Source organism: Selenihalanaerobacter shriftii (assembly GCF_900167185.1).
Lineage (GTDB): Bacteria > Bacillota > Halanaerobiia > Halobacteroidales > Acetohalobiaceae > Selenihalanaerobacter > Selenihalanaerobacter shriftii.
On sequence record NZ_FUWM01000030.1, the window covers coordinates 1 to 25,487 of the forward strand.

Genomic DNA, 25,487 nt, shown 5'->3' on the forward strand with positions numbered 1-25,487 from the left:
GATTGCTGCAGAAAGCATATTATGAGCAATACCTATAGCGTGGATATCACCAGTGAAGTGTAAGTTGATATCTTCCATAGGAACTACCTGAGAATAACCTCCACCGGCAGCACCACCTTTAACTCCCATACAAGGTCCTAAGGATGGCTCTCTTAGAGCAACTGTAGTACTATGACCTAACTGATTTAAAGCCTGCGTTAAACCAACACTAGTTGTTGTCTTACCTTCTCCAGCTGGAGTAGGTGTGATAGCGGTAGTTAAGATTAACTTACTATCATCATTCCCCATTCTTTCTTTGTAAGCCTCATACTTAACCTTTGCCTTATTGTCTCCATATAATTCGATTTCTTCTTTGCTCAATCCTAGAATATCAGCAATATCTGTGATATGCTTTAATTCTGCTTCTTGAGCTATTTCAATATCCGACTTTACTGCCACTTAAAATCACTACCTTTCCTTTTTATATTTATTTATTAATTTATTAGAATTAATAAATTAATATTTGAAATTAAATTTATTACTTAAAATACACTTGAATATTTTAATATTCAGAAATTTAATTCTAAATAAAATATATTAATATATATATATATATACATAGTTTAATAATTTAAAAATAGATATTGCTTATTGTATTCCCCCCCTCTCATCTTTAGTTAACAAATTTTTAATAAACTGATACTTATTTTCATATTCCATTTATATTAACTAGTAGTAATATATTACATGATAAATTTCAAATATCCTTCTTTTTCTGAAAAATATTTTGATTCAAATTATATTTTTTTACTACTAATTCTGACTTTAAAAGAAAAGTGGAATAAAGATGAGTTAACTAACCTTAACTCAACTGATGTTGAAGTCGGTATTGGAGACGATGGAGCAATAATTGATAATAATCCTAATTACCAAACTGTAGTTACTACTGAAAAGAAGGATTAGCTTTGAAAGCTAATCCCTATTTGTTATAATTTCTACTTCTCTCCACATCTGTGGAGTATAGTTTCCCATCTCTTATCAACATTCTCTTGGATCTCTTCAATGAGATGTTCATTTCCTTCTTTAAATAAATGTTTAAATCTACCTTGTGGTTCTAACCAATCAGTAATAGGCGCTTTTTCTTTAGGAATATGGTTTAAATTCCATTCCCCATTCTCTACTTCAAATAATGGCCAAAAACAACTATCTGTAGCTGCTCTCATAAGATCCATTGCTAGATCTTCTGGATATCTCCAACCTCTAGGACATTGTGATAATACATTTAAGAAAGCTGGACCGTCAACTTCAAAAGCTTTTCTTGCTTTCCTAATTAAGTCCTTAAAATTATGAGGTGATGTTTGAGCAACATAAGGAATATTATGAGCGGCAATGATATCAGTTAATTCCTTTCTAAACTGCTGCTTACCTGGAATTACTTTTCCAGCGGGACTAGTTGTTGTACTAGCATTCTTTGGAGTAGCACTTGAACGTTGAATACCTGTATTCATGTAAGCACCATTATCATAACAGACATAGACCATATTATGGCCTCTTTCCATAGCTCCTGATAATGACTGAAAACCGATATCATATGTTCCACCATCACCACCAAAAGCTATAAATTTAATCTCTTCATTTTCATTAAGTTTTCCTTGTCTCTTTAAAGAACGATATGCAGCTTCTACACCACTAATAGTTGCTGCTGCATTCTCAAATGCATTATGGATAAAAGAATCTTTCCAAGCAGTATAAGGATAAATCGTAGTAGAAACTTCTAAACATCCTGTTGCACAACCAACTACCACTGGATTATCAGTTGCATGTAGAATTTGACGAACAATAATTGAAGCTCCACACCCAGAACATAATCTATGACCACCAGTCAATCTTTCATCTTGTGTCGATAGCTCTTTTAAGTTTACTTTAGACATTTATTACACCTCCTATTCTCTTACACCAAGATATTTAACTCTTTTAGTAACGCTGTCAGACTTTACAACTTCTTGTAATTCATTATATATAAACTCAATATCTTCAACTGTAGTATCGCGTCCACCTAAACCATAAATATAATTAACAGCTTCTACATCAGCTTTTGCATCATATAAAGCACTTCTTACATCTGTAAATACTGGCCCACCAGTAGTTGAAAATGTTTCTGCACGATCCATGATAGCTACTGCTTTTAAATCACTAAGAACCTCAGCAATTTCTGGTGCCGGGAATGGTCTATACATTCTTAGCTTAAGTAATCCTGCTTTAACACCTTCATCTCTTAACTCATCAACAGCAGCTTTTGCAGTCCCTGTTGTTGAAGCCAAAGCAAGAATAGCAATTTCAGCATCATCTAATTTATATTCCTCAAAATATTCAAAACCTCGTCCAGTTAATTCTTTATATTCTTTAGCAATATCTACTATAACATTTTTAGCATTCTCCATAGCTTCAGATTGTTGTTTTTTATGTTCAAAATAAAAATCTTGTAAATCAAGAGGTCCAACAGTAACTGGATTATCAGTGTCTAATAAAGTGTGTTCAGCTTGATAAGTACCTATAAAATCCTGTACATCTTCATCAGCTAATAAGTCTAAATTTTCTACAGCATGACTAATAATAAATCCATCCATATTCACCATTACTGGCAATCTAACATCGTCATGTTCTCCAATCCTAACTGCCTGGATAGCATTATCATAAGCTTCCTGAGCATTCTCAGCATATAATTGAATCCAACCTGAATCCCTAGCGCCCATGGAATCACTATGATCACAGTGAATATTAATTGGTCCACTTAATGCTCTATTCACAACAGGCATCACAATCGGCAATCTTGTTGAAGCAGCAATATATATAATCTCCCACATTAAAGCCAAACCGTTAGCAGCAGTAGCAGTCATTGCTCTAGCTCCACCAGCAGCAGCTCCAACTGTAGCACTCATTGCACTATGTTCACTCTCAACTGTAACAAATTCTGTATCTACAGCTCCATCAGCAACAAATTGTGAGAACATCTGAACAACTTCTGTTTGTGGAGTAATTGGATAAGCAGCTACAACATCTGGATTAATCTGTTTCATGGCTTGAGCCATTGCTTCATTTCCAGTTAAAGCAACTTGATTCGACATTTTTATTTCCCCCTTCCATTTATTTCTCAGTTGATGGTTCTTCCTTCTTCATGCTTATAGCATCAACAGGACACTCATGAGCACAAATTCCACAACCTTTACAATAATCATGATCAAACCCTGTCACTTCTTTTCCCTCTGACACAACAGCAGAGTCCGGACAAAAAATCCAGCAGAAATGACAGTTAATACAAGTATCTTTATCTAATTCTGGTCGATGAGTCCTCCATCCGCCAGTTTTATATTTTATAGCATTACCAGCTTCTAAAATTAATCCACCATCAGGAATTTCTTTCCAACCTGGCTTTTGATTATTTTTCTTTGTCATTATTCACTCTTCACCTCCTGGTAAGCCCTATCAATTGATTTCATGTTACCTTCGATAACTTCAGGCTTACTAGCGAACTTCTTTTCAAATTCTTTATTAATTTGTTTCTTAAAAGCTTCAAATTCTAATAAGTCAGTAATCTTCATTAAAGCACCTAACATTGGTGTATTTGGAAATGGTGCACCTATCTCTTCAGTAGAAATTCCATTTGCATCTACTGTAAACACCTCTCCTTCAAACCCTATTCTTTCTTTAATTTCCTTTGGAGTTTGAGTTGAATTAATAATAATAGTGCCGTCTACAGGTATTCCTGCAGTTACATCAATTGACTCTAATAAAGTAGGGTCTAACACTACTACTATACTAGGAGAAGTAATTTGACAATGAACAGTAATATCTTCATCACTAATTCTATTAAATGCCAATACTGGTGCTCCCATTCTCTCTGGTCCATATTCAGGGAAAGCTTGAATATTCTTACCTGCCTTTGAGGCAACTTTTCCTAATAAAATAGATGCTGTTTTAGAACCCTGTCCTCCTCGACCATGCCAACGAATTTCTGTTAAACTTGCCATCTATAGTCCTCCTTTCATATAAAAGATTAGTCTTAATACTAATAAAATAAGATTAGATAATCTTCATATATAATATTTGTTTACTTTATTCTTAATATCCATAAAAATATACTTTATATTTCTAATTTATAAATAGTATAATCCGTAGATTCATTACTTTGCAACTTCACCTTTCAGTGGACGTACCTTTTAATTTAGATATAATTTCGTATAGTTGTTCCTGAGGAGGATTATTTAACTCGATTTCAGTTTCTTTAGTATTAATTTTTCTTTTTTGAAGAGTAATTTTACCAATAATTGTTGCCTTAATTTCATTTTTGGATAATTCATTTACTAATTTTACTCCATTGTTGCTAGTTAAAATCATCATTCCAGATCCAATTAATTGATATGGATTTAATCCTAATGTTTTAGTGATAATTTCTGTTGCTGGATGAAGAGGTATTTTTTGTTGGTCTATAATAAAACCGACGTTAGCTGCTTCTGTTAATTCATAAAGCGAGCCATAAAGGCCTCCTTCAGTAACATCATGCATAGCATTAACGCCAAAGTTTGCTCCAATTAATCCTTCAGGAATTACACTTATATCCTTTATCATTTTTTTTGCTTGTGTTAATAATTCTTTATTGATATTTAAGTTTATTAGATGCTCATAATAGTCTGTAGCCAAAATAGAAGTTCCTTCCAAAGCAACCCATTTAGTAACTATAATATCATCACCGATTTTTGCTCCAGAAGAAGTGACAAACTTTTCTTTGGTTGTTTTACCAATAGCAGTGCAAGAAACTAATGGTTTATCAACAGTATTTGATATTTCAGTATGACCACCTAAAATAGCAATTTTTAACTTTTCAGCACTTTGATTAACATCATTTATAATGGCCATTATTGCTTTTTTAGTAGTTTCTGGCGGTATTAATAATAATTGCTGAATTCCAATCGGTTTAGCACCATTAGCTGCTATATCATTACAGGCTACATTAACAGCTAAACCACCCATCCCCTCTTGAACTCCAGTAATTGGATCAGTAGAAACAACTGCTACAAATTCACCAAAATCTAATACTGCTGAATCTTCTCCAATATTTGGTTTAACTAATACGTCTTGATTAGTAGATGAGATTTGATCTAAGATTAAACTTTTAAGATTATTTATATCCATTTTTCCTGTTTTCATAGGTATCACCTCAATTAATTTAAAACTCAATTATTTAACTGTTAGTTAAGATTGTTCCAGCCAAGTAATAACTTAACACCATCCAACCACCAGTAAAAGTAGCAATAATATCCTTAATTCTAAGTGAAGTACTTTGTTTTTTTCTATATACAATTTTACCGATAATTAATTCTTCTAACCCTTTGATAATCGATATCTATTCTTTTTTAATTATTAGTGATTACTATATCTTTACTATCAATTAAATCTACTATTTTTTAATTGCATCATTTATTGAATTTTGAATATACTTACTAACTTTATCAATCTGGATATATAGTACTTTAATTAGCACAGAATTTCATCTCTAATGATTATATTACTTTATTTTTTGATTTTTGGTTTCTTCGAGGTTTAAAGTTACCTACTACTTCTACTTTATCGCCTAAAGTTGCAGCAATTTGGTTTAAATTCTTCTTAGTTGCTGGTTGTATCCAATTTTCAACTCCAGGTCTATCTAAAGTATTTAACTGTATTCGTTGAGGATTAATTTGGTTAATTGCCTTTTTAAAAGCTTTAATTTCTTTTTTAGTATCATTAACTCCAGGAACAATGAATATCTCTAACCAAATTTTTCCTGTATAGTTTTTATCCAAATTTATTAATCCATCAATGATATCGTTGATACTTAAGTTAGAAACAGGGCGGTTGATTGTTTGAAAAGTACTTTCCAATACAGCATCTAAAGATGGCACTATTAAATCAATCTTCTTGATCTTGTCTAATATTTTTTTATCAGCAAAGAGACTTGCATTGGTTAATAAAGCTATTTTATATTCTGAATAATTTTGTTTTAGAAAACCAACTATTTTATCTATTTTGCTATGCAAAGTAGGTTCTCCTGAACCAGAAAATGTAATATAGTCAAGTTTTGGTTTTCTTTTAAGGAATCGGTCTAACTCTTTAATTACTTTTTTAGCTGGTATATATTCTTTTCGTTCTATATTAAATTCTGCTGTAGATCCGCGTTCGCAATATATGCAATCGAAGGTGCATATTCCATTAGGAAGTAAATCTATTCCTAAAGACACTCCCAACCTCCTTGATAGTACAGGTCCAAATATATATTCAAAATTCATTTTTATCCTCCCTTTATTATACTTTAATGCTTATTTTACTATGATTTCTTCTAATTTTATTTCCATTTAAAATAATATATAAAAAAAGAATTAAACCCATTGACTGAGTTTAATTCAAAGAGCAAAAGCTAAAACCATAAGAATAATTGTAAATGATGTTAGTAAGAATATTCAGTAATAAATTGAATTTTAAAAATATTTAGAAAAAAACAAAGTGTTATTTAAACTGTTATATCTGAATTCTGGCTTAGGTTTTTATCATCTCTTTTAAAGAGTGCGAAACCCATAAATGCATAAATTATTGTAATAATTGGTGAAATGAAAGGTAAAAATGTATATTGAATATAACCAAGATTAACATCTAGAACATTCTGTATATAGACTGATACTACACCCCATGGTAAAATAGCACATCCTAAAGTTGCTGCTGTCTCGAGTGACCGAGAAAGAACACTATTATGGATATTCAATTCCTTATAAGCCGGTTCTAGAGTTCGACCTGGAATTATCATTGACACCATCATTTCTCCAGTAGCAATAAGCATCATATATGCAGATGCAAGTGTACTTAAGACTAACCCCTTTGGTGTCTTTACATAATTCATAAGAGATTTAAGTAATACTTTTAAAACATTAGTTTTCTCTAATACACCGCCCATAGCAGTACCTGCTAAAATTATAGCAACCGTACTCATCATACCATTTATACCGCCTTGGGTAAGAAGATTATCAATCAACTTAAAGCCTGTTTCAGCCACATAACCATTTGCTGCTACATTAATAATTTCAGAAAGATTGGCTCCTTGAGTAAATACTGCAAAAATAGATGCTGTAGCAAAGCTTGCAGATAAGGAGGCGATAGCTGGTACTTTTAAAACTGATAAAATAATCATTAATAAAGGTGGAATTAAAGTTATAAGACTAATATTAAAATTACTTTGTAGAGTATTTAAAATCTTTTCTACAGTTCCTAAATTAACATTACCCGATATATACATCTTTCCAATGATAGCATAAAGAGTTATACTGATTGCAGCTGTAGGGCCAGAAACATAAAACATAGAACGAATGTGATCAAATAAACCTGTACCACTCATTGCTGCAGCTAAATTTGTAGAATCTGACATTGGGGAAAGTTTATCTCCAAATATAGCACCTGACACTATAGCACCAGCTGTCATAGCTGCTGGAGCTCCAAGACCTTCAGCTACTCCCATTAAAACTATACCTATTGTTGCCATTGTCCCAAATGAACTTCCAATTAATAACGAAGTTACTGTACTAAGCAGAAAACTAGCAGGTAAAAATATTTGTGGTGAAAGTAATTTTAGACCATAGAAGACCATAGTTTGAATGGTTCCACCTAAAATCCAGGTCCCTACAACCATACCAATAATCATAAGGATCATACATGCGCCTAATCCATTCTTTATTCCTTCAATCAGAGCATTTTCTATCTCTTCAAATTCATAACCAAAATAAACTGCAATAATAGCTGATGTCATTGCCCCTAAGACTAATGCTGTTTCTAAAACAAGAGCAGTATTAATTGAAATTAAAATTACTCCGATAACAACTAATAATGCAAATACAGCCTCTTTTGTCGTTGGCATTCTCATCTTCTCATTTCTTTTCATTGATTAAAAATCCCCTTCCTATTCCATAATTTTATCAATAATTTAATTTCATAAATTATCCTTCAATTTAGCTTTTGCTACTATTTATAATTATAGTTAGGACATTAGGTTGAATCATTAATGTAGTTGCTTTAGTCTAAACTGAGGACACTTAAATTTATATAGCTACTATAGTGTCCTCAGTATTTATAATTTATAATTTATATTTTGCTTATTCTGTATAGGCAATAGCCTCAATTTCTAATTTCACATCTTTAGGTAATCTACTTACTTCAACACAACTGCGTGCTGGATAAGGTTCTTCAAAGAATTCTTTATAAATTTCATTAATTTTAGGAAAGTCATCCATATTACTAATAAATACAGTACATTTGATTACTTTATCTAAATCAGTACCTGCTTCTTCTAAAACTCCTTTAACATTTTCTAAACTTTGTCGAGCTTGCTCTTGTACATCATTGCTGACAAGTTGACCCTCAGGAGTAAAAGGAATTTGACCACTAGTTAGTACTAGGTTATCTAATTTTATAGCTTGAGAATAAGGTCCAATTGCTGCAGGACTTTTATCAGTTTTTATTTCTCTCTTTTTCATAAAATAATCACCCTTATTAAAAGTTTTTTTATTAATTGTTCTATAGTAATTACAATTTTCTGACATTTGAAATAATAGTCTATTATATGATTAAAATAATAATTGTTTTTAAAACTAAGAATGGCTTAATTAAGCCATTCTTAGTTTTGAATAATAGTCTTTAATTACTCAATTGGTGCAAATCTTGAAGTAAAGAATCTCAATACAGGTGGTTCATAAACAAATTCTAATCCTTTAATACTATCTCGATTTTCATAAAGATTAATTACAGAATCTGCAACAACATCCATATGAGCATAAGTGTACACTCTTCTTGGAATTGTTAGTCTAACTGTTTCTAATTCAGGATAACAATGGTTCCCATCTGCATCTCTACCTGCTGAAACAATTCCTCTTTCCATACTTCTTACTCCAGAATCAACATATATTGCTGCAGCTAATGCTTGAGCAGGAAGCTGGTCTTGAGAAAGATGTGATAAGAATGATTTAGCATCTATAAATACTGCATGTCCACCTACAGGTTTAATGATAGGAACACCTGCTTCAGCTAGTCTATCTCCTAAATATCGAACCTGCTTAACTCTGTGTTCAATATAATTCGGATCTACAGATTCATAAATTCCTTGAGCCATCGCTTCCATATCTCTTCCTGCTAATCCACCATAGCTAGGCATTCCTTCATATACAACTACTAATTGAGTTGCTTCTGTATATATATCTTCATCATTCATAGCTAAAAATCCACCAATATTAACAAGGCAATCTTTCTTACCACTCATTGTACAACCATCTGCATAACTCATCATTTCTTTAAGTATTTCTGCTACTGTTTTATCTTCGTATCCATCTTCTCTTTCTTTAATGAAGTAAGCATTTTCTACACATCGTGTAGCATCATACATTACTTTTATATCATTTTTTTCAGAGATTTCTTTTACTTTCTTAAGATTATCCATACTTACTGGTTGTCCCCCAGCCATGTTTACAGTGACTGCAACACAAATGTAAGGAATCTTATCTGCTCCTACTTCATCTATTAATTCTTGATATTTATCTAAATCTACATTTCCTTTAAATGGAGCGTCAACTGAAGGTTGATGTCCTTCATCAACAATTACATCTACAAATTTACCACCATTTAATTTTTGGTGAGCTTTAGTAGTTGTAAAGTACATATTTCCTGGGATATAATCTCCCTCTTCAATCATTATTTGAGATAGTAGATTTTCTGCTCCTCTACCCTGGTGAGTTGGAACTACATAATCAAAACCATATACTTCCTTCACGGCTTTTTCTAATTTATACCAGTTATCACTTCCGGCATAAGCTTCGTCACCAATCATTAATGATGCCCATTGCTTATCACTCATTGCAGAAGTTCCACTATCAGTTAATAAGTCAATATATACTTGATCTGAATCGAGTAAGAAGGTATTATAGCCTGCTTCTTTTATTGCCTCTTTTCTCTGTTCCTTTGTAGTCATTTCTATAGTTTCTACTGCTTTAATCTTAAATGGTTCAGCTGGATACTTTTTCATTATAAATCCTCCTTTTAATTTTAAACTTTATAATTAATTATTAACACTAAAAATTTTTGAAGTTTTTGATTAAATAATTAGAATGAAGCTGGAACTATATTAATCTTTCCTCGTTTCCTCCTTCCTATCTTTTATTTAATATGTCATTTTAATTAATGTGCTTTGTTACTATTAATTATATTCAGATTATTACAAAATGTCAAGTAAATACTCAATTTTTTTTGTAATTAAACGACTTTATTCTACTTTTTATCTAATAAAGAGCTTTAAAGCATGTTAATTTATACATTTTATGTTGTATATTTGATTTTATTGTATAATTTATTGTATAATTTGTTTGCTATAATCATACACAACAATTTTATTTACAAAAAAATTTTAATAGTAATTTGATTTTATTCAAGAAATCAAATATAATAGATTATGAAATAAGAATAAATGAGAGCAAATTGAAAGGAGTGAAAAGTTATCAAGGCAGAAAATCAAATTTTAAAATCATTTATACCAGTAGTTAAAGGTTTAGCTAAAACCTTAGGTCAGCATTATGAGATAGTTTTACATGATATTTCTAAAACGAAATCATCAGTTATTGCAATTGAAAATGGTCATATAACTGGTAGAGAAGTAGGTGCACCAGCAACTGATTTTCTTTTTGAAGTTATTAATTCAAAAAAAAGTTCTGAACAAGATATAATATTAAATTATGTTAGTGAAATTGAAGATGGAATAAAAGTGAAGTCTTCTACTATGTTAATTAGAGATGAAAATGAAAAAATTGTAGGTGCATTATGCATTAATTTTGATTTAACTTCAGTTAATATAGCTAAAAACTTTCTTGAAGATATTTCTTTTATTGAAGAAAAAGATTCTAAAGAGAAATTTCCAGAAAATGTTGATAGATTTTTAGAAATAATGATTGAAAAAGCAATATCAATTGTTAATAAACCAATTAATATCCTTAGTAAAGAAGATAAAGTAAGGATTGTTAGATATTTGCATAAAAATAATGTGTTTGATATTAAAGGAAGTGTCAAAATTATAGCTAATCACTTAAATATTTCCAAATATTCAATTTATAATTATTTAGAGGAAATCCGTATAGATTCTAGAATGCAGTAAACCCTCCATAATATTACTAACATAACTTATAAAATTCATCTTATTTTCATTTGCGTTAATTAGACCCATATCTATATTTATTATAATAGTCCATATACTCACTAACTATGGCCTTCCCCCTATTTGCTGAACACTAATTTAAGGTGTATAGTTTATTTAAGAGGTGTACTTAAATAGGGGGATAAGTTTAATTATCCATACTCCCCCCTTTTTATAGTTAACTAAAATATAATTTTCTATATAAAAAAAGCAGCGGATAAAATATCCACTGCTTTAAATAATACTAAATTTATTCTTTTGTACTCGCTACTTCATCTGAAGCACTAGTTGTTTCTGAATTATCATCTAAAGAATAATCCATTGCAGAATATCGTTGATACATAGTCCATCGACGTTGAGCTTCTGCTTTATTTGCTTCTAGTAATTCTTCGGCTTCTTCTGGATTAATCTTGCTTAATTGAGAATAACGTCTTTCACTCATTAAGAAATCATGATACTTATCCCAATCAGGCTCTTTACAATCAATTTGGAATGGATTTTTACCTTCTTCAGTTAATGAAGGATCAAATCTAAATGTTGGCCAATAACCACATTCTGTAGCTAATTCAGCTTGCCTTTGAGTATTAGTTAACCCACCTTTTACTCCATGGTTAATACATGGAGAATAAGCAATTACAATTGATGGTCCTTCATGAGCTTCTGCTTCTAACATGGCTTTTAATACTTGTCTTTGGCTTGCACCATGAGAAACTTGAGCTACATATACGTGTCCATAAGTCATTGCAATAGCAGCTAAATCTTTCTTCTTACCTTGCTTCCCAGCAGCTGTAAATTTAGCAATTGAGCCAGTTTGAGAAGCTTTAGAAGATTGCCCACCTGTATTAGAGTAGACTTGTGTATCTACTACTAAAATATTAATATCTTCTTGACTAGCAATTACATGGTCTACTCCACCGTAACCGATATCATAAGCCCATCCGTCTCCACCAATCATCCAGTTAGATTGTTTAACTACATAATCTTCAAGATCTAAAATTTCTTTAGCTTCTTCAGAATCAGTATTTTCTAATTCAGAAATTAAATTAGATTTTAATTGTTTAGTAATAGCTCCACTATTCCGGTTTGCTATCCATTCTTCAAAAAGATCTTGTAATTCAATTTCAACTTCATTCATAGTTTCAGCCATAATGTTTTGGATGCGATCACGAATAGTTTCAGAAGCAATCCTCATACCAAATCCGAATTCAGCATTGTCTTCAAATAAAGAGTTCGCCCATGCTGGACCTCTACCTTCTGAATTTGTTGTAAATGGAGTTGCTGGATAAGAACCACCAAAGATTGAAGAACATCCAGTTGCATTCGCAATTGTCATTCTATCTCCAAATAATTGAGAGACTAATTTAACATATGGAGTTTCTCCACAACCAGCACAAGCTCCAGAGAACTCAAATAATGGTTGAGCAAACTGTGAACCTTTAACTTTAGTTACTGATAATAAATCTTCTTTATATGTTACTTCATTATACATATAGTCAGTTTTAACTGCTTCACCAGCATCAACAGATTCTTTAATTGGAACCATATCTAATGCTTTTTCCTTTGCAGGACATGTCTTAACACAAACTCCACATCCAGTACAATCTAAAGGTGAAATCTGAAGACGATATTCTACTCCATCTAATCCCTTGCCTAACGGCTTAATAGTAGTAATTCCTTCAGGCGCATTAGCAACTTCTTCTTCATTCATTAGGAATGGTCTAATTGCTGCATGAGAACATACAAAAGCACATTGGTTACATTGGATACAATTATCTTCCTTCCACTCTGGAACAAAGTTAGCAACACCACGTTTTTCATAAGCAGCAGTACCATTTACCATTGTACCATCTTCATAACCTTCAAATGCAGAAACTGGCAAGTCATATCCTTCAATTGCGTTAATTGGGTCAGCAATATTCTTAACAAAATCTGGCCGACTTTCATCTACAGAAGTCTCTTCTTCCTCTAAGTCAGCCCAAGCTGGATCAACTGTAATTTCTACTAATTCTTCTCCACCTTTTTCAATAGCTTTCCAGTTCATTTCTACAATCTCTTTACCTTTACGTCCATATAACTTATCAGCATACTCTTTCATTAATTTTTGAGCTCTATCAAAAGGCATGATCTGCTCATTTAATTTAAAGAATGCAGATTGCATGATCGTATTTGTGCGACGTCCTAATCCAATTTCTTGAGCCAAAGTAATAGCATCAATAATATAGAACTTAGCCTCTTTTTCAGCTAATTTCTTCTTAACACTATTAGGCATCTTTTCTACAATCTCTTCAGCATCAGAAACTGTATTTAATAAGAAGGTTCCTCCCTGACATAAGCCACTTAACATATCATACTTACCTAAATATGAATCAGTAGAGCAAGATACAAAGTCTGGGTCAGACACTAAATAAGTAGAACGAACTGGATCTGGACCAAATCTCAAGTTAGAACGAGTTACCCCACCTGACTTCTTAGAATCATATGCAAAGTAACCTTGAGCATATAGGTCAGTACTGTCACCAATAATTTTAATTGTATTCTTATTAGCGCCTACAGTACCATCTGAACCTAAACCAAAGAATAATGTTTCTGTAACATCATCAGATAATACATTGACATCCTCTTCAACAGGTAAAGATAAGTTAGTTACATCATCCTTAATACCAATTGTAAAGTTATCTTGAGCCTCTCCTTTTAGATTATCATATACGGCAATAATTTGAGCAGGATTAGTATCTTTAGAAGATAATCCATAACGCCCACCAATAATTACTGGAGCATCCTCTTTTTCATAAAAGATTGATTTAACATCTAAATATAATGGTTCTCCAGTAGAACCAGGTTCTTTTGTTCTATCTAATACAGCAATTCTTTCAACAGTCTCTGGTAATTGATCAAAGAAATACTTAGCACTAAATGGACGATATAAGTGAACAGTCATTAAACCTACTTTACGTCCTTGATCTACTAAATAATCAACTGTTTCTTCAATAGCTTCAGTTACTGATCCCATTGCAACAATAATATCAGTTGCATCCTCTGCACCATAATATACAAATGGAGCATAGTTGCGACCAGTTTCTTTAGAAATCTCCTCCATATAATCTGCAGCAATGTCAGGTAATTCATCATAATACTTATTTTGAACTTCTTTAGCTTGAAAGTAGACATCATCATTTTGAGCTGAACCACGAGTTACTGGATGTTCTGGATTTAAAGAATTATTTCTAAAGTCTTGTACCGCTTCCCTATCTAGTAAACGATCATATACATCATAATCCATCATTTCAACTTTTTGAATTTCATGAGAAGTACGAAATCCATCAAAATAATGAATAAAAGGTACGCTTCCTTTAATTGCAGATAGATGAGCAACTCCACCTAAATCCATAACTTCTTGTACTGAGCCACTTGCTAACATAGCACAACCAGTCTGACGAGCAGCCATTACATCTTGGTGATCACCAAAAATTGATAACGCTTGAGTGGCTATAGATCTAGAAGCTACATGAGCAACCCCTGGCAATAACTCTCCAGCTATCTTATATAAGTTAGGAACCTTTAATAATAAACCTTGAGAAGCAGTGTAGGTAGTAGTTAACGCACCACCTTGTAAAGAACCATGTACCGTACCAGCAGCTCCTGCTTCAGACTGCATTTCTACTACTTTTACAGGCATATCAAATAAATTCTTCTTACCTTGAGAAGCCCACAAATCAACATATTCTGCCATCGGAGATGATGGTGTAATAGGATAAATACCAGCTACTTCAGTAAAAGCATAAGATGTATATGCAGCAGCTTGATTTCCATCCAGCGTTTTCATTTTTTTCGTCATTAATATATTGCCTCCTTTAATAAAATAGATGTTATTTTAGAACCCTATCTTCCTCGACCATGCCAGCGGGTTCCTATTAAGCTTGCCATCTATAGTCCTCTTTACATATTTAGGTTATTATTCTTACAAAATAATAAATTAGTCTTTAAATCTTACACCCCCTTGTTAATGTATCACAAAATCAAAAGTTAATTTTCATATTCTATTTCAATGTATTCTCTAAGTGTTAGACATATTCCTTTATACTTCGCTAAATTTAAATATTATGAATATTTTAAATTAAATTGCATCTATTACCATACTTAAATTATAGTGATTTATACTTGGTTAGCATATTAAAAAACAATATATTCTATCTAATTCTATATTTCTAATTTTATCCATTTTAAACTTAATATTTAGTATACCAAATCCACATAGTTGTGTCAATCTTCAAACAATTTTAAATTTAAAATCATTAAAGTTTTATTAATCGTCTCCTTTTTGATTGTTAACTTACAATTATTAAAGTGTTATTAACCGCCTTCTTTTTAATTGTTAACTCTAAACACTACTAACTACTATTTTCTGATTTTTAAACAATCACTTCTTAAAAGTATATGTATTTCAATTTTATTATAATTAAGTAATTTGTATTAAATTCTTAACTATTTATATATTAAAAAAGTCACCGATTATCGGTGACTTTCTGATCTTCTAGCTTCTTTTAATAGATAATTATATTTAGATTCTGCAGCCTCTAATGAATATATAGCATAATCAATTAAATCTGGATCATTTACTCTTTCAAAATACTGCCTAGCTTCCAACCACTCTTGTCTAGCCATTTCTAATTCTTCATCAATTGTAGGACCTATCTCTTCTAAGGTTACTAATTCAGCTTTAAGTTCCTGATAGTAGTTTCCAAATTTATAAGTTAATTGATTTACAAAACTAGCAATTGTAGAAATTTTGATTACCCCCTTTTAATAATTCATTAAATAGAGTAACCAAAATTCTACTATATTATACTATTTATACCTCTTTTCGTCCCTCTAGCGCCTTAGAGAGCGTTACTTCATCAGCATACTCTAAATCGCCACCTACTGGTAGGCCATGTGCTATTCGACTAGTAGTAACACCTAGAGGATTAAGTAATCTTGCTATGTACATTGCAGTTGCTTCACCTTCTACATTAGGATCAGTTGCCAGAATAACTTCTTCAACATCTCCGTCTTTAATTCTAGGTAATAATTCCTTTATCTTAATATCCTCTGGACCTATTCCTTCCATAGGTGAGATAGAACCATGTAAAACATGATATAATCCCTTATATTCACCAGTTTTCTCCATAGCTATAATATCCTTTGGGCTTTCTACTATACAGATAGTAGAAGTGTTACGTTCTGAATTACTACAAATATTACAAAGCTCGTTCTCTGTGAGATTATTGCAAACTGAACAGTATCTAATCTTATCTTTAACCTCATTAATAGCTAAGGCTAATTCTTCTGCTTCTTGTTTGGGCGCTTCCATAATATAAAAAGCTAACCTCTGGGCAGTCTTAGGACCAACACCAGGTAATTTAGTCAATCTACCAATTAATTTTGATATCGGTTGTGCATAGTATTCCATTCAAAAATCTCCTCAATTTAGAATAAACCTGGAATATTCATGCCTCCAGTTAATTTACCCATCTCCTTAGAAGCCATATCCTGTACTTTGCGCATAGCTTCATTTGTTGCAGCTAAGACTAAATCTTCTAACATTTCTACGTCTTCTGGATCTACTGCTTCTGGCTCAATAGTTATATCTACTACTTCTTGCTGACCATTAACAACAACCTTAACTACTCCACCTCCTGCAGTAGCTTCCACTGTCTTCTCTGCTAATTCATCCTGAACCTCTGACATTTGAGATTGCATCTTTTGTACCTGCTTCATCATTTTGCTCATATCCATATTTATTTCCTCCTTATATTAATCTTGTTTTACTTTAAGGACCTCACCATCAAAAACTTCTAAAACCTCTTTTACTAATGGTTCTTCTTTAACTTCAAAATCTTCTTTTTCTTCATTTTCCAAATCTGCACTTTTAATTTCTAAACTTTGATCATTTTGCTTCACCTGTTGTTTGGATTGAATTTCATCTTGATTTATTGGTTCATCATTTGCATAATTACTATTTTCAGAACTACCATTATCTATTTTATTATCACTCTTACTATAAATATTATTACCAGAAAAGATAGTCTTAACCTTCATCTTTATACCTAAAACTTTTTGAATAACATTATTAATTGCTTCTTTCTTCCTATCTACACTATCTTTATGAAAACTTTTAGATTTACTGAATTCCAATATGATTTTATTATTATCTATCGCGATTAACTCACCTTCTCTTAATACTGCATGCGTCATCGGTTCTTTCTTTCTAATATATTCTAGTATATCAGGCCACTTCTTTTTTAAATCAGAAAAACTTAAATTAGATTTTGAACTAGAATCAATAGTTTTATTTTGTTGATTGACAACTTCTTCTTTAGACTTTTCTTTAATTTTCTCCTTAACAGGTTTCTCTTTAACTTTATCAACTTCATTCATCTTCTTTTTAACCTTCTGTTTTGATTTAATACCTTTTGTTTGAACCATTTCTTCTACTTTATTTAATCTATCTATAATTCCTGCCTTAGAGCTGTCAATTTTAAGCTTAGTTAATTTAAGAACTCCCATTTCTAACAGAATTCTAGGTTGATTACTCTTCTTTAAATCACTTTCTAGGTCAATCAAAAGATTAATCAATCTTAATAATTCTGCTGTTGTTAGCTGAACAGACTGACTTTTAATTCTATCTATTTGTTCATTAGGTAGATCAAGTAAACCTTCAGTTTCTCGACATTCTTTGTTAATTAAAAGATTACGAAAATGATTAATTAAACTATTAACAAATTGTTGAATATCCTTACCTTGATTAATAACATCCTTAATTAACTTTAAACCTTTATCACTCTCTTTATTAACTATTACTTCTACCATTTCTAAAAGAACTTTTTCATCTACTAATCCTAATACAGTAGTTACATCGTCTATATTTATCTGATTCCCGCTATAAGAAATCACTTGATCTAAGATACTGATTGCATCTCGCATACCACCTTCAGCACTTCTACCAATAGCCATTGCTGCTTCATCACTTATTTTAACCTCTTCTTGTTTACATATGAACCTTAAACGACTAACTATATTATTAACTGATAATCTACTAAAGTCAAACCTCTGACAACGAGAAAGGATAGTTGGTAGTAATGCATGGGGTTCAGTAGTTGCTAAAATAAATATAACATGTTCTGGTGGTTCTTCTAAAGTTTTAAGTAAAGCATTAAAAGCTTCTTTAGTTAGCATATGAGCTTCATCTATAATATAAACCTTATAATTACCTTCGGTAGGAAAGAACTTAACTTTTTCTCTCAATTCCCTAATCTCATCGATACCTCGATTCGAAGCTGCATCAATTTCAATTACATCAACCGAATTATTACTTTGAATCTTTTGGCAAACTTCACAATCACCACATGGTAATATAGTGGGACCATCAACACAATTTAATGCCTTAGCTAAAATTTTAGCTGTACTAGTCTTTCCGGTACCCCGTGGCCCACAAAATAAATATGCATGAGCAATCCTATCAAGCTCAATTGCATTCTTTAAAGTTTGTACTACATTCTTTTGCCCAACAATATCATTAAAATTTTGTGGTCTCCACTTACGGTATAATGATAAATATCCCATTCTTTCCCCCAACCTTATTATTATTATTATGTATATAAAAAGTATCAAATATAAAAATAAGCCGTGCATCTGCCCTCACATACTTCGTCTTAAGCGTTACTTAAGTAGTTAGCTCGAGCCAGGTAACCCTACGGCACACGGAAGATATTACTTACCGTTGCTCCCTTCCGGGCCTGACGGAATTCATAATTCTCCGTTGCGTAGGACCCAACCTTCAACACCACTTACTTAAGCCTGACCTTAAAAAGAAATATGCTTAGGCAGACTTCAACCCCGCTATAGCGGATTGCGGGTTACAGGGCACCGCTACCACCCCGTTTAGCACGACAAATCTATAAACAAAGGGGATAGACCCCTTTATTAACTAATCATCTTTTATTACCTTCAACATAAACTATTATAACAAAGCTACTATACATCGTCAAGTATATACAAGAGCAATATTTACCAATAAAGTATATCAAATGTTTAATCTATAATGGCGGAGAGGGAGGGATTTGAACCCTCGAGACAGTTTCCCGTCTACTCGCTTTCCAGGCGAGCCCCTTAAGCCGGACTCGGACACCTCTCCATGCTTATATTCTGCCTTAATTTCTTAAATTTCTAAAGAATGATTTCATTATATTACTACATTTATCCTCCAAAATTCCTAATTTTATTTTCAATTGATGATTAAAATCAGGAGAATCAACTATATTTATTATAGAACCTGCTGCACCAGCCTTAGGGTCCTTAGCTCCATAAATGAGCTGATCTACCCTGGATTGTACCAAAGCACCAGCACACATAGGACAGGGTTCTATTGTAACATAAAGTGTACAATCAGTTAATCTCCAACCTCCCAGTTTTTCTGTTGCTTGTCTAATTGCTAACATTTCAGCATGGGCAGTTGGATCATTTAATTCTTCTTTTAAATTATGACTACGAGCAATAACTTCATCATCTCTAACCATTACCGCTCCAATTGGAACTTCATCCTTATCATAAGCAATTTTAGCTTCTGCTAAAGCTAATTCCATATAATATTTATCGCTGTTTTTCACTATATCACCTATTAAGAAAATAAAATGGCGCGCCCGGGAGGAGTCGAACCTCCAACCTCCTGATTCGTAGTCAGTTACTCTATCCAGTTGAGCTACGGGCGCATAAAAAATGGCGGAGAAGGAGGGATTTGAACCCTCGCGCCGCTAAAAGCGACCTAACGATTTAGCAAACCGTCCCCTTCAACCTGACTTGGGCACTTCTCCACATTATTATGGCGGAGGGACTGGGATTCGAACCCAGACAGCTTTCGCTTTCACTAGATTTCAAGTCTAGCCCCTTGCCGTTCGGTCATCCCTCCATATAATTAACTTGCTCAACTATTATATAATATCATCAAATAGTTGTCAAGAAAACTTTTAAACACTAATTATAATTGGTGCTACATCAAAAGCACACTTAATATACTAACATATAATTACTGATTAAGTCAAATTCCTTTTAATGGGAAATAACTATCTCTAAGATTAAAAATCACAAAATTAAAAAAACACCCCTACATATTAGGATGATTAAATATGACTAAGTTTATCTTTTAAATAAATGGCGGAGAAGGAGGGATTTGAACCCTCGCACCGCTAAAAGCGATCTAACGATTTAGCAAACCGTCCCCTTCAACCTGACTTGGGCACTTCTCCACACTATCATGGCGGAGGGACTGGGATTCGAACCCAGACAGCTTTCGCTTTCACTAGATTTCAAGTCTAGCCCCTTGCCGTTCGGTCATCCCTCCATTTAACACATAAAGAAGTATAACATACCCTTTGATAGTTGTCAATATTCTTTTTGTTTTTTTATAAAATTTATTTTATTCTTACATCAATATATATATTTATTCAGGTATAATTTTTTCAACGCCACCCATATAATGTCTTAATACTTTTGGAATTACTACTGAACCATCTTCTTGTTGATAATTTTCTAAAATGGCAGCTACAGTTCTACCAATAGCTACTCCTGAACCATTTAAAGTATGAACAAATTCAGCTTTAGCATCTGGTTCTGGTCGATATCTAATACCTGCTCTTCTAGCTTGAAAATCTTCAAAATTACTACAAGAAGAAATTTCTCTATAAGTATTATAACTTGGGAACCAAACTTCAATATCATATTTTTTAGCAGCAGTAAAGCCCAAGTCACCAGTACACATATTCATAACTCTATACGGTAATTCTAATCTTTGGAGTATTGTTTCTGCATTCTTTACTAACTTCTCATGCTCATCATAAGAATTTTCAGGCTCTACAAACTTAACTAATTCTACTTTGTTAAATTGATGTTGTCTAATTATCCCTCTAGTATCTCTACCATGAGCACCAGCTTCAGCTCTAAAACAAGCACTATAAGCTGCATGATAAATAGGTAAATCTTCAATTGAAAGAATTTCATCACGGTACATATTAGTAACAGGTACTTCAGCAGTCGGAATTAAGTAATAATCTGTATCCTCTACTTTAAAAGCATCCTCTTCAAACTTAGGTAATTGTCCAGTACCTATCATGCTATCACGATGAACCATAAAAGGAGGAAGAACTTCTTGATAATCATGTTCCTCAGTATGAGTCGTTATCATAAAGCTAATTAATGCTCTTTCCAATCTAGCCCCTAATTTTTTTAGAAAGGTAAAACGAGAACCAGTAGTTTTAGCTCCTCTTTTAAAATCTAGAATATCTAAGTTTTCACCAATATCCCAATGAGCCTTTGGCTCAAAACCAAATTCTGTCGGTTCTCCCCACTTCCAAGCGACTACATTACCTTCCTCGTCTGACCCTACAGGAACATCTTTATGAGGAATATTTGGAATTCTTAAAAGAATTTCATTAATTCTTTCTTCAGCTTTGTTTACAACTTCATCTAGTTCTTTGATTCTAGCTGACACTTCTTGCATTTCTTTAATTAATTCAGAAGCATCTTCACCATTCCTTTTTAATTCTCCTATCTTGTTAGAAGCCTTATTTCTTTTATGTTTTAGTTGTTCTACTTCATAAAGTGCTTCTCTTCTCTTATCATCATATTCTTTAAATTCATCTATAGGAGCTTCAGTACCTCTTTGTTTTAATACTTTTTTAATTAAATCTACATTTTCTCTAACAAAGCTTAAATCTAACATTTACTAATCCTCCCTTATGGTGTCATTGTGTATTTAATTATAATTCTACGGTCTTAGCTTCAATAAGCCCGTCTATATCTAGAAGTTTTCCTTTAATATCTGATGTTAATTCGTTATCAATACTCATCACCATTACTGCCATACCACCTATATCATGTCTGCCAAGCTGCATATTAGCAATATTAACTCCGCTCTCTCCTAGTAAAGTACCAACTTCACCTAGAATCCCTGGTTTATCAGTATGATTAGTAATTAATAGATTACCTTCTGGCACAGCATCAACATTATATCCGTTTATATTAACTATTCTTAAATCTTTTTCATCAAAAACAGTTCCTGCTAACTGATTAGTACCTTCTTCAGTTTCTACTTCTAAAGTAATTAAATTAGAGTATTGTTCTGTAGTTGAACTCTTACTCTCTGTCACTTTAATACCTCTTTCTTCAGCAATTAAAGAAGCATTAACTAAATTAACAGCTGTATCTAATATTGGATTTAATAAACCTTTTAATAAAGCAGTAGTAATAGGTTTAATTTCTTGGTTAGCTATCACACCATTATAAATTATCTTTAATTCCTTAATTCGTCCTTCTCCCCATTGAGCATAAAAAGAACCTAACTTCTCGGCTAAATTAATATATGGTTGAATCTCTTTCATAGCTTCAGGTTGTAAAGTTGGAACATTTAGTGGAGTTCTTGGTAAACCTCCCTGTAATACACTCGCTGCTTGTTTAGCAGCATCAATAGCTACATTATCCATAGCCTCTACTGTAGTACCTCCTAGATGAGGTGAAACTATAGCTCTCTCTTCTAATTTTAGTAATGGATGCTCTTCGGATAATGGTTCATCCTCATGAACATCAAGAGCAGCTCCTGCTACTTTACCTTCATTAATTGCACCATATAAGGCATGTGTGTCAATATTCTTGCCTCGAGCTGCATTTATAACTCTAACTCCTTCTTTCATCTGTGCAAACTCTTTCTTTCCTAAAATATGATAAGTTTCATCTGTTAATGGAGTATGCAGAGTAATGTAATCAGATCTTTTCAAAATCTCTTTAAAACTTACTAACTCCACTCCAAACTTCTTTCCTCTCTCAGCTGGAATATAGGGATCATTAGCTATAACTTCCATATTAAATGACTTAGCTCGTGTAGCAACATTTCCACCTACACGCCCTAATCCAATAATTCCTAATGTCTTTCCATTTAACTCTACACCTTGATATTTATTTCTATCCCACTTTCCATTATGCAAAGCATGATTGGCTTGTGGAATATTTCTAGATAATCCTAACATCAACCCCATCGCTTGTTCAGCAGCTGAAATAGTATTCTGTCCAGGTGTATTTAATACTATAATACCACGCTTAGAAGCTGCATCTACATCTATATTATCATATCCTGACCCAGCTCTAGCAATTACTTTAAGATTATCTGCATGACTTAAAACCTCTTCATTTAAAGGAGTCATACTCCTTAAAATAATCCCATCATATTCACCAATCTCTTCTAATAATTCCTCATAAGATAAATCTGTATTAAAATTAACATCAATACCCTTGTCTTTTAGAATATCAATACCTGCCTCGGAAATATTATCACTAACTAATACTTTCATTATCTACTCTCCTCCTCATAAAATACTTTTTGTGCTGCTTCTAAACCAACACCTAATTTTAATTCAAATCCTTCTTGCTTCAATACCATTTCTAAAGCTGAAATAGTTGATAAGATATCACTTCTACTTACATTACCTAAATGTCCAATTCTAAATACTTTTCCTTTCAACTCACCTTTACTACCAGTTATATATACATTATATTTTTCCTTCATATTCTGTCGTAAAGTACTATATTCAACTTCATCTGGAACCTGAATAGCTGTTACCGTAGTAGATGCAATTTCATCATCTACTAGTAATTCTAATCCTATAGCCTCTGCCGCCTTACGAATAGCTTTAGTTACTATTTGATGTCGATTAAATACTTCTTGTAACCCCTCTTCTTTCATCTGTCGTAATGATTCTCTTAATGAATATAATATAGCAATTGCTGGTGTTGATGGAGTCTGGAAATTTCGGTCATATCTTTCTTTAGCCCTTTGAAAACTCCAATAAAAACTAGGTAAATCTGCTTCTTGACCTGCATCCAAGGCTTTAGAACTTACACTGACTAAACATACCCCTGGTGGCGACATCAAAGCTTTTTGTGAAGAAGTTACTGCTACATCAACCCCCCACTCATCTACCTTTAATTCTACACCTGCTAAAGAACTTACTGCATCTGCTAATAATAAAACATCATGTTCATCTGCCAATTCACCGATTGGCTGTGGATCATTTACAACTCCAGTTGACGTTTCATTATGAGTCATTAAAATTGCTTTAATCTCATTGTTTTTATCTTCTTCTAATCTCTCTCTAACTTTATTTACATCTACCGCTTTTCCCCACTCAAAGTTAATCCTTTCTACATCTACTCCATAACGTTCAGCAATTGTTGCATATCTTTCACCAAAAGCTCCAGTACAGAGTGATAATACCTTATCCCCTGCAGACAAAGTATTTGCAATAGAAGCCTCTAAACCTCCAGTTCCAGAACAAGTTAACACCAATACATCATTTGTTGTCTGAAAAACATATTTTAACCCATCTACTACCTCTTTTAATAGATCTTCACATTCTGGTTCCCTATGTCCTATTATTTCTTCCGCTCCAGCCAACCTAGCCTGCTTTGGAATCGGTGTTGGCCCTGGTAACATTAAAGTCCTTTTCTCCTTCATTACTCTCAACTCCCTTCTCAATACTCATAAATTCTCAAATTATTTAAATCTAAATAATTACCTACACCTAAACAACTCCTACTACTAAATAAAAGAATCTCTCACTCCTAGCAAATAATTAACATGCTAGGGGCGAGAGATTTAATATTCTTTACCCGTGGTGCCACCCTAATTGGCCTATAAAAGGCCCACTTCTATGACAGATAACGGCGCCATAACCGGTTTAGCTTGATATTCACTAACTGCTCCTAGGTGGATTCAACCTCTCCTGATGTCGATTTGCACTGACCACCGACTCTCTCTAAACAAGAGTTAAGTTTACTATTCCTATTCACTGCATTTAATTAATTTTAAGTTAGACTTTGTTTAAAAGACATTATATAATATCTTAATCTAAAATGCAAGTCTTTATTAGAAAAAAATTTTATTTGAGAATTGCAAGGTTAAATGCACGGTTTTTCTAAAAAAATTGTCCTCTGTTTATTTATCCAAAATTTTACATAAAAATAAATGATCTGCTTATCTATAATAATTATATATCAATACTTTAAATAATAATTCATTTGTTTTCCCTACAAATACTCAAAATATATTTTTTAAATCTGTCAAGGACGTGCGATAGCACGGGCAAAGCCTTTATCCTTGTACTGATCTAAAAAATATTTTATAATCTTCAGCTAAGGAAAACAATTAAAATTGTATCTGATTTTACTGTGGTATTTA

At 32.5% G+C, this 25,487-nt stretch carries 21 protein-coding genes, 6 tRNA genes, 1 other RNA gene and 1 other annotated feature; of the genes, 2 read left to right on the top strand and 26 right to left on the bottom strand.

Translation table 11 applies throughout. The features are described 5' to 3' along the window. Window positions 1–438: formate--tetrahydrofolate ligase (locus B5D41_RS12755; RefSeq protein WP_143555725.1), on the bottom strand; the 438-nt coding region annotated here is incomplete at its 3' end. A 288-nt stretch (window positions 439–726) separates the two neighbouring features. On the opposite strand from B5D41_RS12755, the gene B5D41_RS12760 reads away from it, so the two are divergent. Then, window positions 727–942, top strand: a complete 216-nt coding sequence (locus B5D41_RS12760; RefSeq protein WP_078811026.1) for a hypothetical protein — start codon at window positions 727–729, stop codon at window positions 940–942. A gap of 32 nt (window positions 943–974) precedes the next feature. On the opposite strand, the gene B5D41_RS12765 is transcribed toward B5D41_RS12760, so the two are convergent. The 9 genes from B5D41_RS12765 to B5D41_RS12805 form a co-directional block, all read right to left on the bottom strand. After that, entirely contained in the window at window positions 975–1,910 is a 936-nt protein-coding gene (locus B5D41_RS12765; RefSeq protein WP_078811027.1) for a thiamine pyrophosphate-dependent enzyme, read from the bottom strand. Between the two features lie 12 nt (window positions 1,911–1,922). Next, window positions 1,923–3,104, bottom strand: coding sequence for a pyruvate ferredoxin oxidoreductase (gene porA / locus B5D41_RS12770; RefSeq protein WP_078811028.1), 1,182 nt, complete (start codon window positions 3,102–3,104; stop codon window positions 1,923–1,925). 19 nt (window positions 3,105–3,123) lie between these two features. Next, a complete protein-coding gene (porD, locus tag B5D41_RS12775) occupies window positions 3,124–3,432 on the bottom strand; it encodes a pyruvate synthase subunit PorD (protein WP_078811029.1) in 309 nt (102 codons plus the stop codon). Then, complete coding sequence (locus B5D41_RS12780; protein ID WP_078811030.1) at window positions 3,432–4,007, bottom strand: 2-oxoacid:acceptor oxidoreductase family protein; 576 nt, start codon at window positions 4,005–4,007, stop codon at window positions 3,432–3,434. The genes porD and B5D41_RS12780 overlap by 1 nt, the downstream gene beginning before the upstream one ends. Window positions 4,008–4,173: 166 nt before the next feature. Next, window positions 4,174–5,184, bottom strand: coding sequence for an AIR synthase family protein (locus B5D41_RS12785; protein ID WP_078811031.1), 1,011 nt, complete (start codon window positions 5,182–5,184; stop codon window positions 4,174–4,176). A gap of 353 nt (window positions 5,185–5,537) precedes the next feature. Then, window positions 5,538–6,254, bottom strand: coding sequence for a radical SAM protein (locus B5D41_RS12790; RefSeq protein ID WP_234983961.1), 717 nt, complete (start codon window positions 6,252–6,254; stop codon window positions 5,538–5,540). Between the two features lie 269 nt (window positions 6,255–6,523). Continuing rightward, on the bottom strand, window positions 6,524–7,939 hold the full coding sequence (nhaC, locus tag B5D41_RS12795; protein ID WP_078811033.1) for a Na+/H+ antiporter NhaC: 1,416 nt from the start codon (window positions 7,937–7,939) through the stop codon (window positions 6,524–6,526). A 211-nt stretch (window positions 7,940–8,150) separates the two neighbouring features. Then, window positions 8,151–8,531: a RidA family protein gene (locus B5D41_RS12800; protein ID WP_078811034.1), complete on the bottom strand. Its 381-nt coding sequence runs from the start codon at window positions 8,529–8,531 to the stop codon at window positions 8,151–8,153. Between the two features lie 164 nt (window positions 8,532–8,695). Next, window positions 8,696–10,069, bottom strand: a complete 1,374-nt coding sequence (locus tag B5D41_RS12805) for a tyrosine phenol-lyase (protein WP_078811035.1) — start codon at window positions 10,067–10,069, stop codon at window positions 8,696–8,698. A 501-nt stretch (window positions 10,070–10,570) separates the two neighbouring features. On the opposite strand from B5D41_RS12805, the gene B5D41_RS12810 reads away from it, so the two are divergent. Next, entirely contained in the window at window positions 10,571–11,188 is a 618-nt protein-coding gene (locus B5D41_RS12810; RefSeq protein ID WP_268794148.1) for a helix-turn-helix transcriptional regulator, read from the top strand. 289 nt (window positions 11,189–11,477) lie between these two features. On the opposite strand, the gene nifJ is transcribed toward B5D41_RS12810, so the two are convergent. The 16 genes from nifJ to B5D41_RS12890 form a co-directional block, all read right to left on the bottom strand. Beyond that, the gene (nifJ, locus tag B5D41_RS12815; RefSeq protein WP_078811037.1) at window positions 11,478–15,062 is read right to left on the bottom strand and encodes a pyruvate:ferredoxin (flavodoxin) oxidoreductase; all 3,585 of its coding nucleotides are present in this window, start codon (window positions 15,060–15,062) and stop codon (window positions 11,478–11,480) included. Between the two features lie 674 nt (window positions 15,063–15,736). Then, window positions 15,737–15,889: a DUF2508 family protein gene (locus B5D41_RS12820; RefSeq protein ID WP_078811038.1), complete on the bottom strand. Its 153-nt coding sequence runs from the start codon at window positions 15,887–15,889 to the stop codon at window positions 15,737–15,739. A gap of 187 nt (window positions 15,890–16,076) precedes the next feature. Next, window positions 16,077–16,676: a recombination mediator RecR gene (recR, locus tag B5D41_RS12825; protein WP_078811039.1), complete on the bottom strand. Its 600-nt coding sequence runs from the start codon at window positions 16,674–16,676 to the stop codon at window positions 16,077–16,079. A gap of 17 nt (window positions 16,677–16,693) precedes the next feature. Continuing rightward, window positions 16,694–17,002: a YbaB/EbfC family nucleoid-associated protein gene (locus B5D41_RS12830; RefSeq protein ID WP_078811040.1), complete on the bottom strand. Its 309-nt coding sequence runs from the start codon at window positions 17,000–17,002 to the stop codon at window positions 16,694–16,696. A gap of 18 nt (window positions 17,003–17,020) precedes the next feature. Next, window positions 17,021–18,829: a DNA polymerase III subunit gamma/tau gene (gene dnaX / locus B5D41_RS12835; protein ID WP_078811041.1), complete on the bottom strand. Its 1,809-nt coding sequence runs from the start codon at window positions 18,827–18,829 to the stop codon at window positions 17,021–17,023. Window positions 18,830–18,890: 61 nt separating this feature from the next. After that, an RNA gene (ffs, locus tag B5D41_RS12840) (signal recognition particle sRNA large type) lies at window positions 18,891–19,156 on the bottom strand. Window positions 19,157–19,308: 152 nt separating this feature from the next. Then, window positions 19,309–19,400: transfer RNA gene (locus B5D41_RS12845), tRNA-Ser, on the bottom strand. A gap of 16 nt (window positions 19,401–19,416) precedes the next feature. After that, the gene (gene tadA / locus B5D41_RS12850; protein ID WP_143555726.1) at window positions 19,417–19,872 is read right to left on the bottom strand and encodes a tRNA adenosine(34) deaminase TadA; all 456 of its coding nucleotides are present in this window, start codon (window positions 19,870–19,872) and stop codon (window positions 19,417–19,419) included. A 25-nt stretch (window positions 19,873–19,897) separates the two neighbouring features. Beyond that, window positions 19,898–19,974 (bottom strand) — tRNA-Arg (locus B5D41_RS12855). 8 nt (window positions 19,975–19,982) lie between these two features. Then, window positions 19,983–20,076 (bottom strand) — tRNA-Ser (locus B5D41_RS12860). A gap of 9 nt (window positions 20,077–20,085) precedes the next feature. Further along, a tRNA-Ser gene (locus B5D41_RS12865) sits at window positions 20,086–20,171 on the bottom strand. Between the two features lie 243 nt (window positions 20,172–20,414). After that, window positions 20,415–20,508 (bottom strand) — tRNA-Ser (locus tag B5D41_RS12870). 9 nt (window positions 20,509–20,517) lie between these two features. Then, window positions 20,518–20,603, bottom strand: a tRNA-Ser gene (locus B5D41_RS12875). Between the two features lie 99 nt (window positions 20,604–20,702). Continuing rightward, complete coding sequence (serS, locus tag B5D41_RS12880; RefSeq protein ID WP_078811043.1) at window positions 20,703–21,980, bottom strand: serine--tRNA ligase; 1,278 nt, start codon at window positions 21,978–21,980, stop codon at window positions 20,703–20,705. Between the two features lie 37 nt (window positions 21,981–22,017). Then, window positions 22,018–23,601 carry a phosphoglycerate dehydrogenase gene (serA, locus tag B5D41_RS12885; RefSeq protein ID WP_078811044.1) on the bottom strand — a complete coding sequence of 528 codons (1,584 nt, stop codon included), beginning with the start codon at window positions 23,599–23,601 and terminating at the stop codon, window positions 22,018–22,020. Then, window positions 23,601–24,764, bottom strand: coding sequence for a pyridoxal-phosphate-dependent aminotransferase family protein (locus B5D41_RS12890; RefSeq protein WP_078811045.1), 1,164 nt, complete (start codon window positions 24,762–24,764; stop codon window positions 23,601–23,603). The genes serA and B5D41_RS12890 overlap by 1 nt, the downstream gene beginning before the upstream one ends. A 125-nt stretch (window positions 24,765–24,889) precedes the next feature. Further along, window positions 24,890–25,108 (bottom strand) — a binding site (T-box leader). Window positions 25,109–25,487 lie beyond the last annotated feature (379 nt).

Bases quoted from the DNA above. Each gene is read 5' to 3' on its own strand.
- B5D41_RS12760 (WP_078811026.1), top strand. From the start codon at position 727: ATGATAAATTTCAAATATCCTTCTTTTTCTGAAAAATATTTTGATTCA.
- B5D41_RS12765 (WP_078811027.1), bottom strand. From the start codon at position 1,910: ATGTCTAAAGTAAACTTAAAAGAGCTATCGACACAAGATGAAAGATTG.
- porA (WP_078811028.1), bottom strand. From the start codon at position 3,104: ATGTCGAATCAAGTTGCTTTAACTGGAAATGAAGCAATGGCTCAAGCC.
- porD (WP_078811029.1), bottom strand. From the start codon at position 3,432: ATGACAAAGAAAAATAATCAAAAGCCAGGTTGGAAAGAAATTCCTGAT.
- B5D41_RS12780 (WP_078811030.1), bottom strand. From the start codon at position 4,007: ATGGCAAGTTTAACAGAAATTCGTTGGCATGGTCGAGGAGGACAGGGT.
- B5D41_RS12785 (WP_078811031.1), bottom strand. From the start codon at position 5,184: ATGAAAACAGGAAAAATGGATATAAATAATCTTAAAAGTTTAATCTTA.
- nhaC (WP_078811033.1), bottom strand. From the start codon at position 7,939: ATGAAAAGAAATGAGAAGATGAGAATGCCAACGACAAAAGAGGCTGTA.
- B5D41_RS12800 (WP_078811034.1), bottom strand. From the start codon at position 8,531: ATGAAAAAGAGAGAAATAAAAACTGATAAAAGTCCTGCAGCAATTGGA.
- B5D41_RS12805 (WP_078811035.1), bottom strand. From the start codon at position 10,069: ATGAAAAAGTATCCAGCTGAACCATTTAAGATTAAAGCAGTAGAAACT.
- nifJ (WP_078811037.1), bottom strand. From the start codon at position 15,062: ATGACGAAAAAAATGAAAACGCTGGATGGAAATCAAGCTGCTGCATAT.
- B5D41_RS12820 (WP_078811038.1), bottom strand. From the start codon at position 15,889: ATGGCTAGACAAGAGTGGTTGGAAGCTAGGCAGTATTTTGAAAGAGTA.
- recR (WP_078811039.1), bottom strand. From the start codon at position 16,676: ATGGAATACTATGCACAACCGATATCAAAATTAATTGGTAGATTGACT.
- B5D41_RS12830 (WP_078811040.1), bottom strand. From the start codon at position 17,002: ATGGATATGAGCAAAATGATGAAGCAGGTACAAAAGATGCAATCTCAA.
- dnaX (WP_078811041.1), bottom strand. From the start codon at position 18,829: ATGGGATATTTATCATTATACCGTAAGTGGAGACCACAAAATTTTAAT.
- serS (WP_078811043.1), bottom strand. From the start codon at position 21,980: ATGTTAGATTTAAGCTTTGTTAGAGAAAATGTAGATTTAATTAAAAAA.
- serA (WP_078811044.1), bottom strand. From the start codon at position 23,601: ATGAAAGTATTAGTTAGTGATAATATTTCCGAGGCAGGTATTGATATT.
- B5D41_RS12890 (WP_078811045.1), bottom strand. From the start codon at position 24,764: ATGAAGGAGAAAAGGACTTTAATGTTACCAGGGCCAACACCGATTCCA.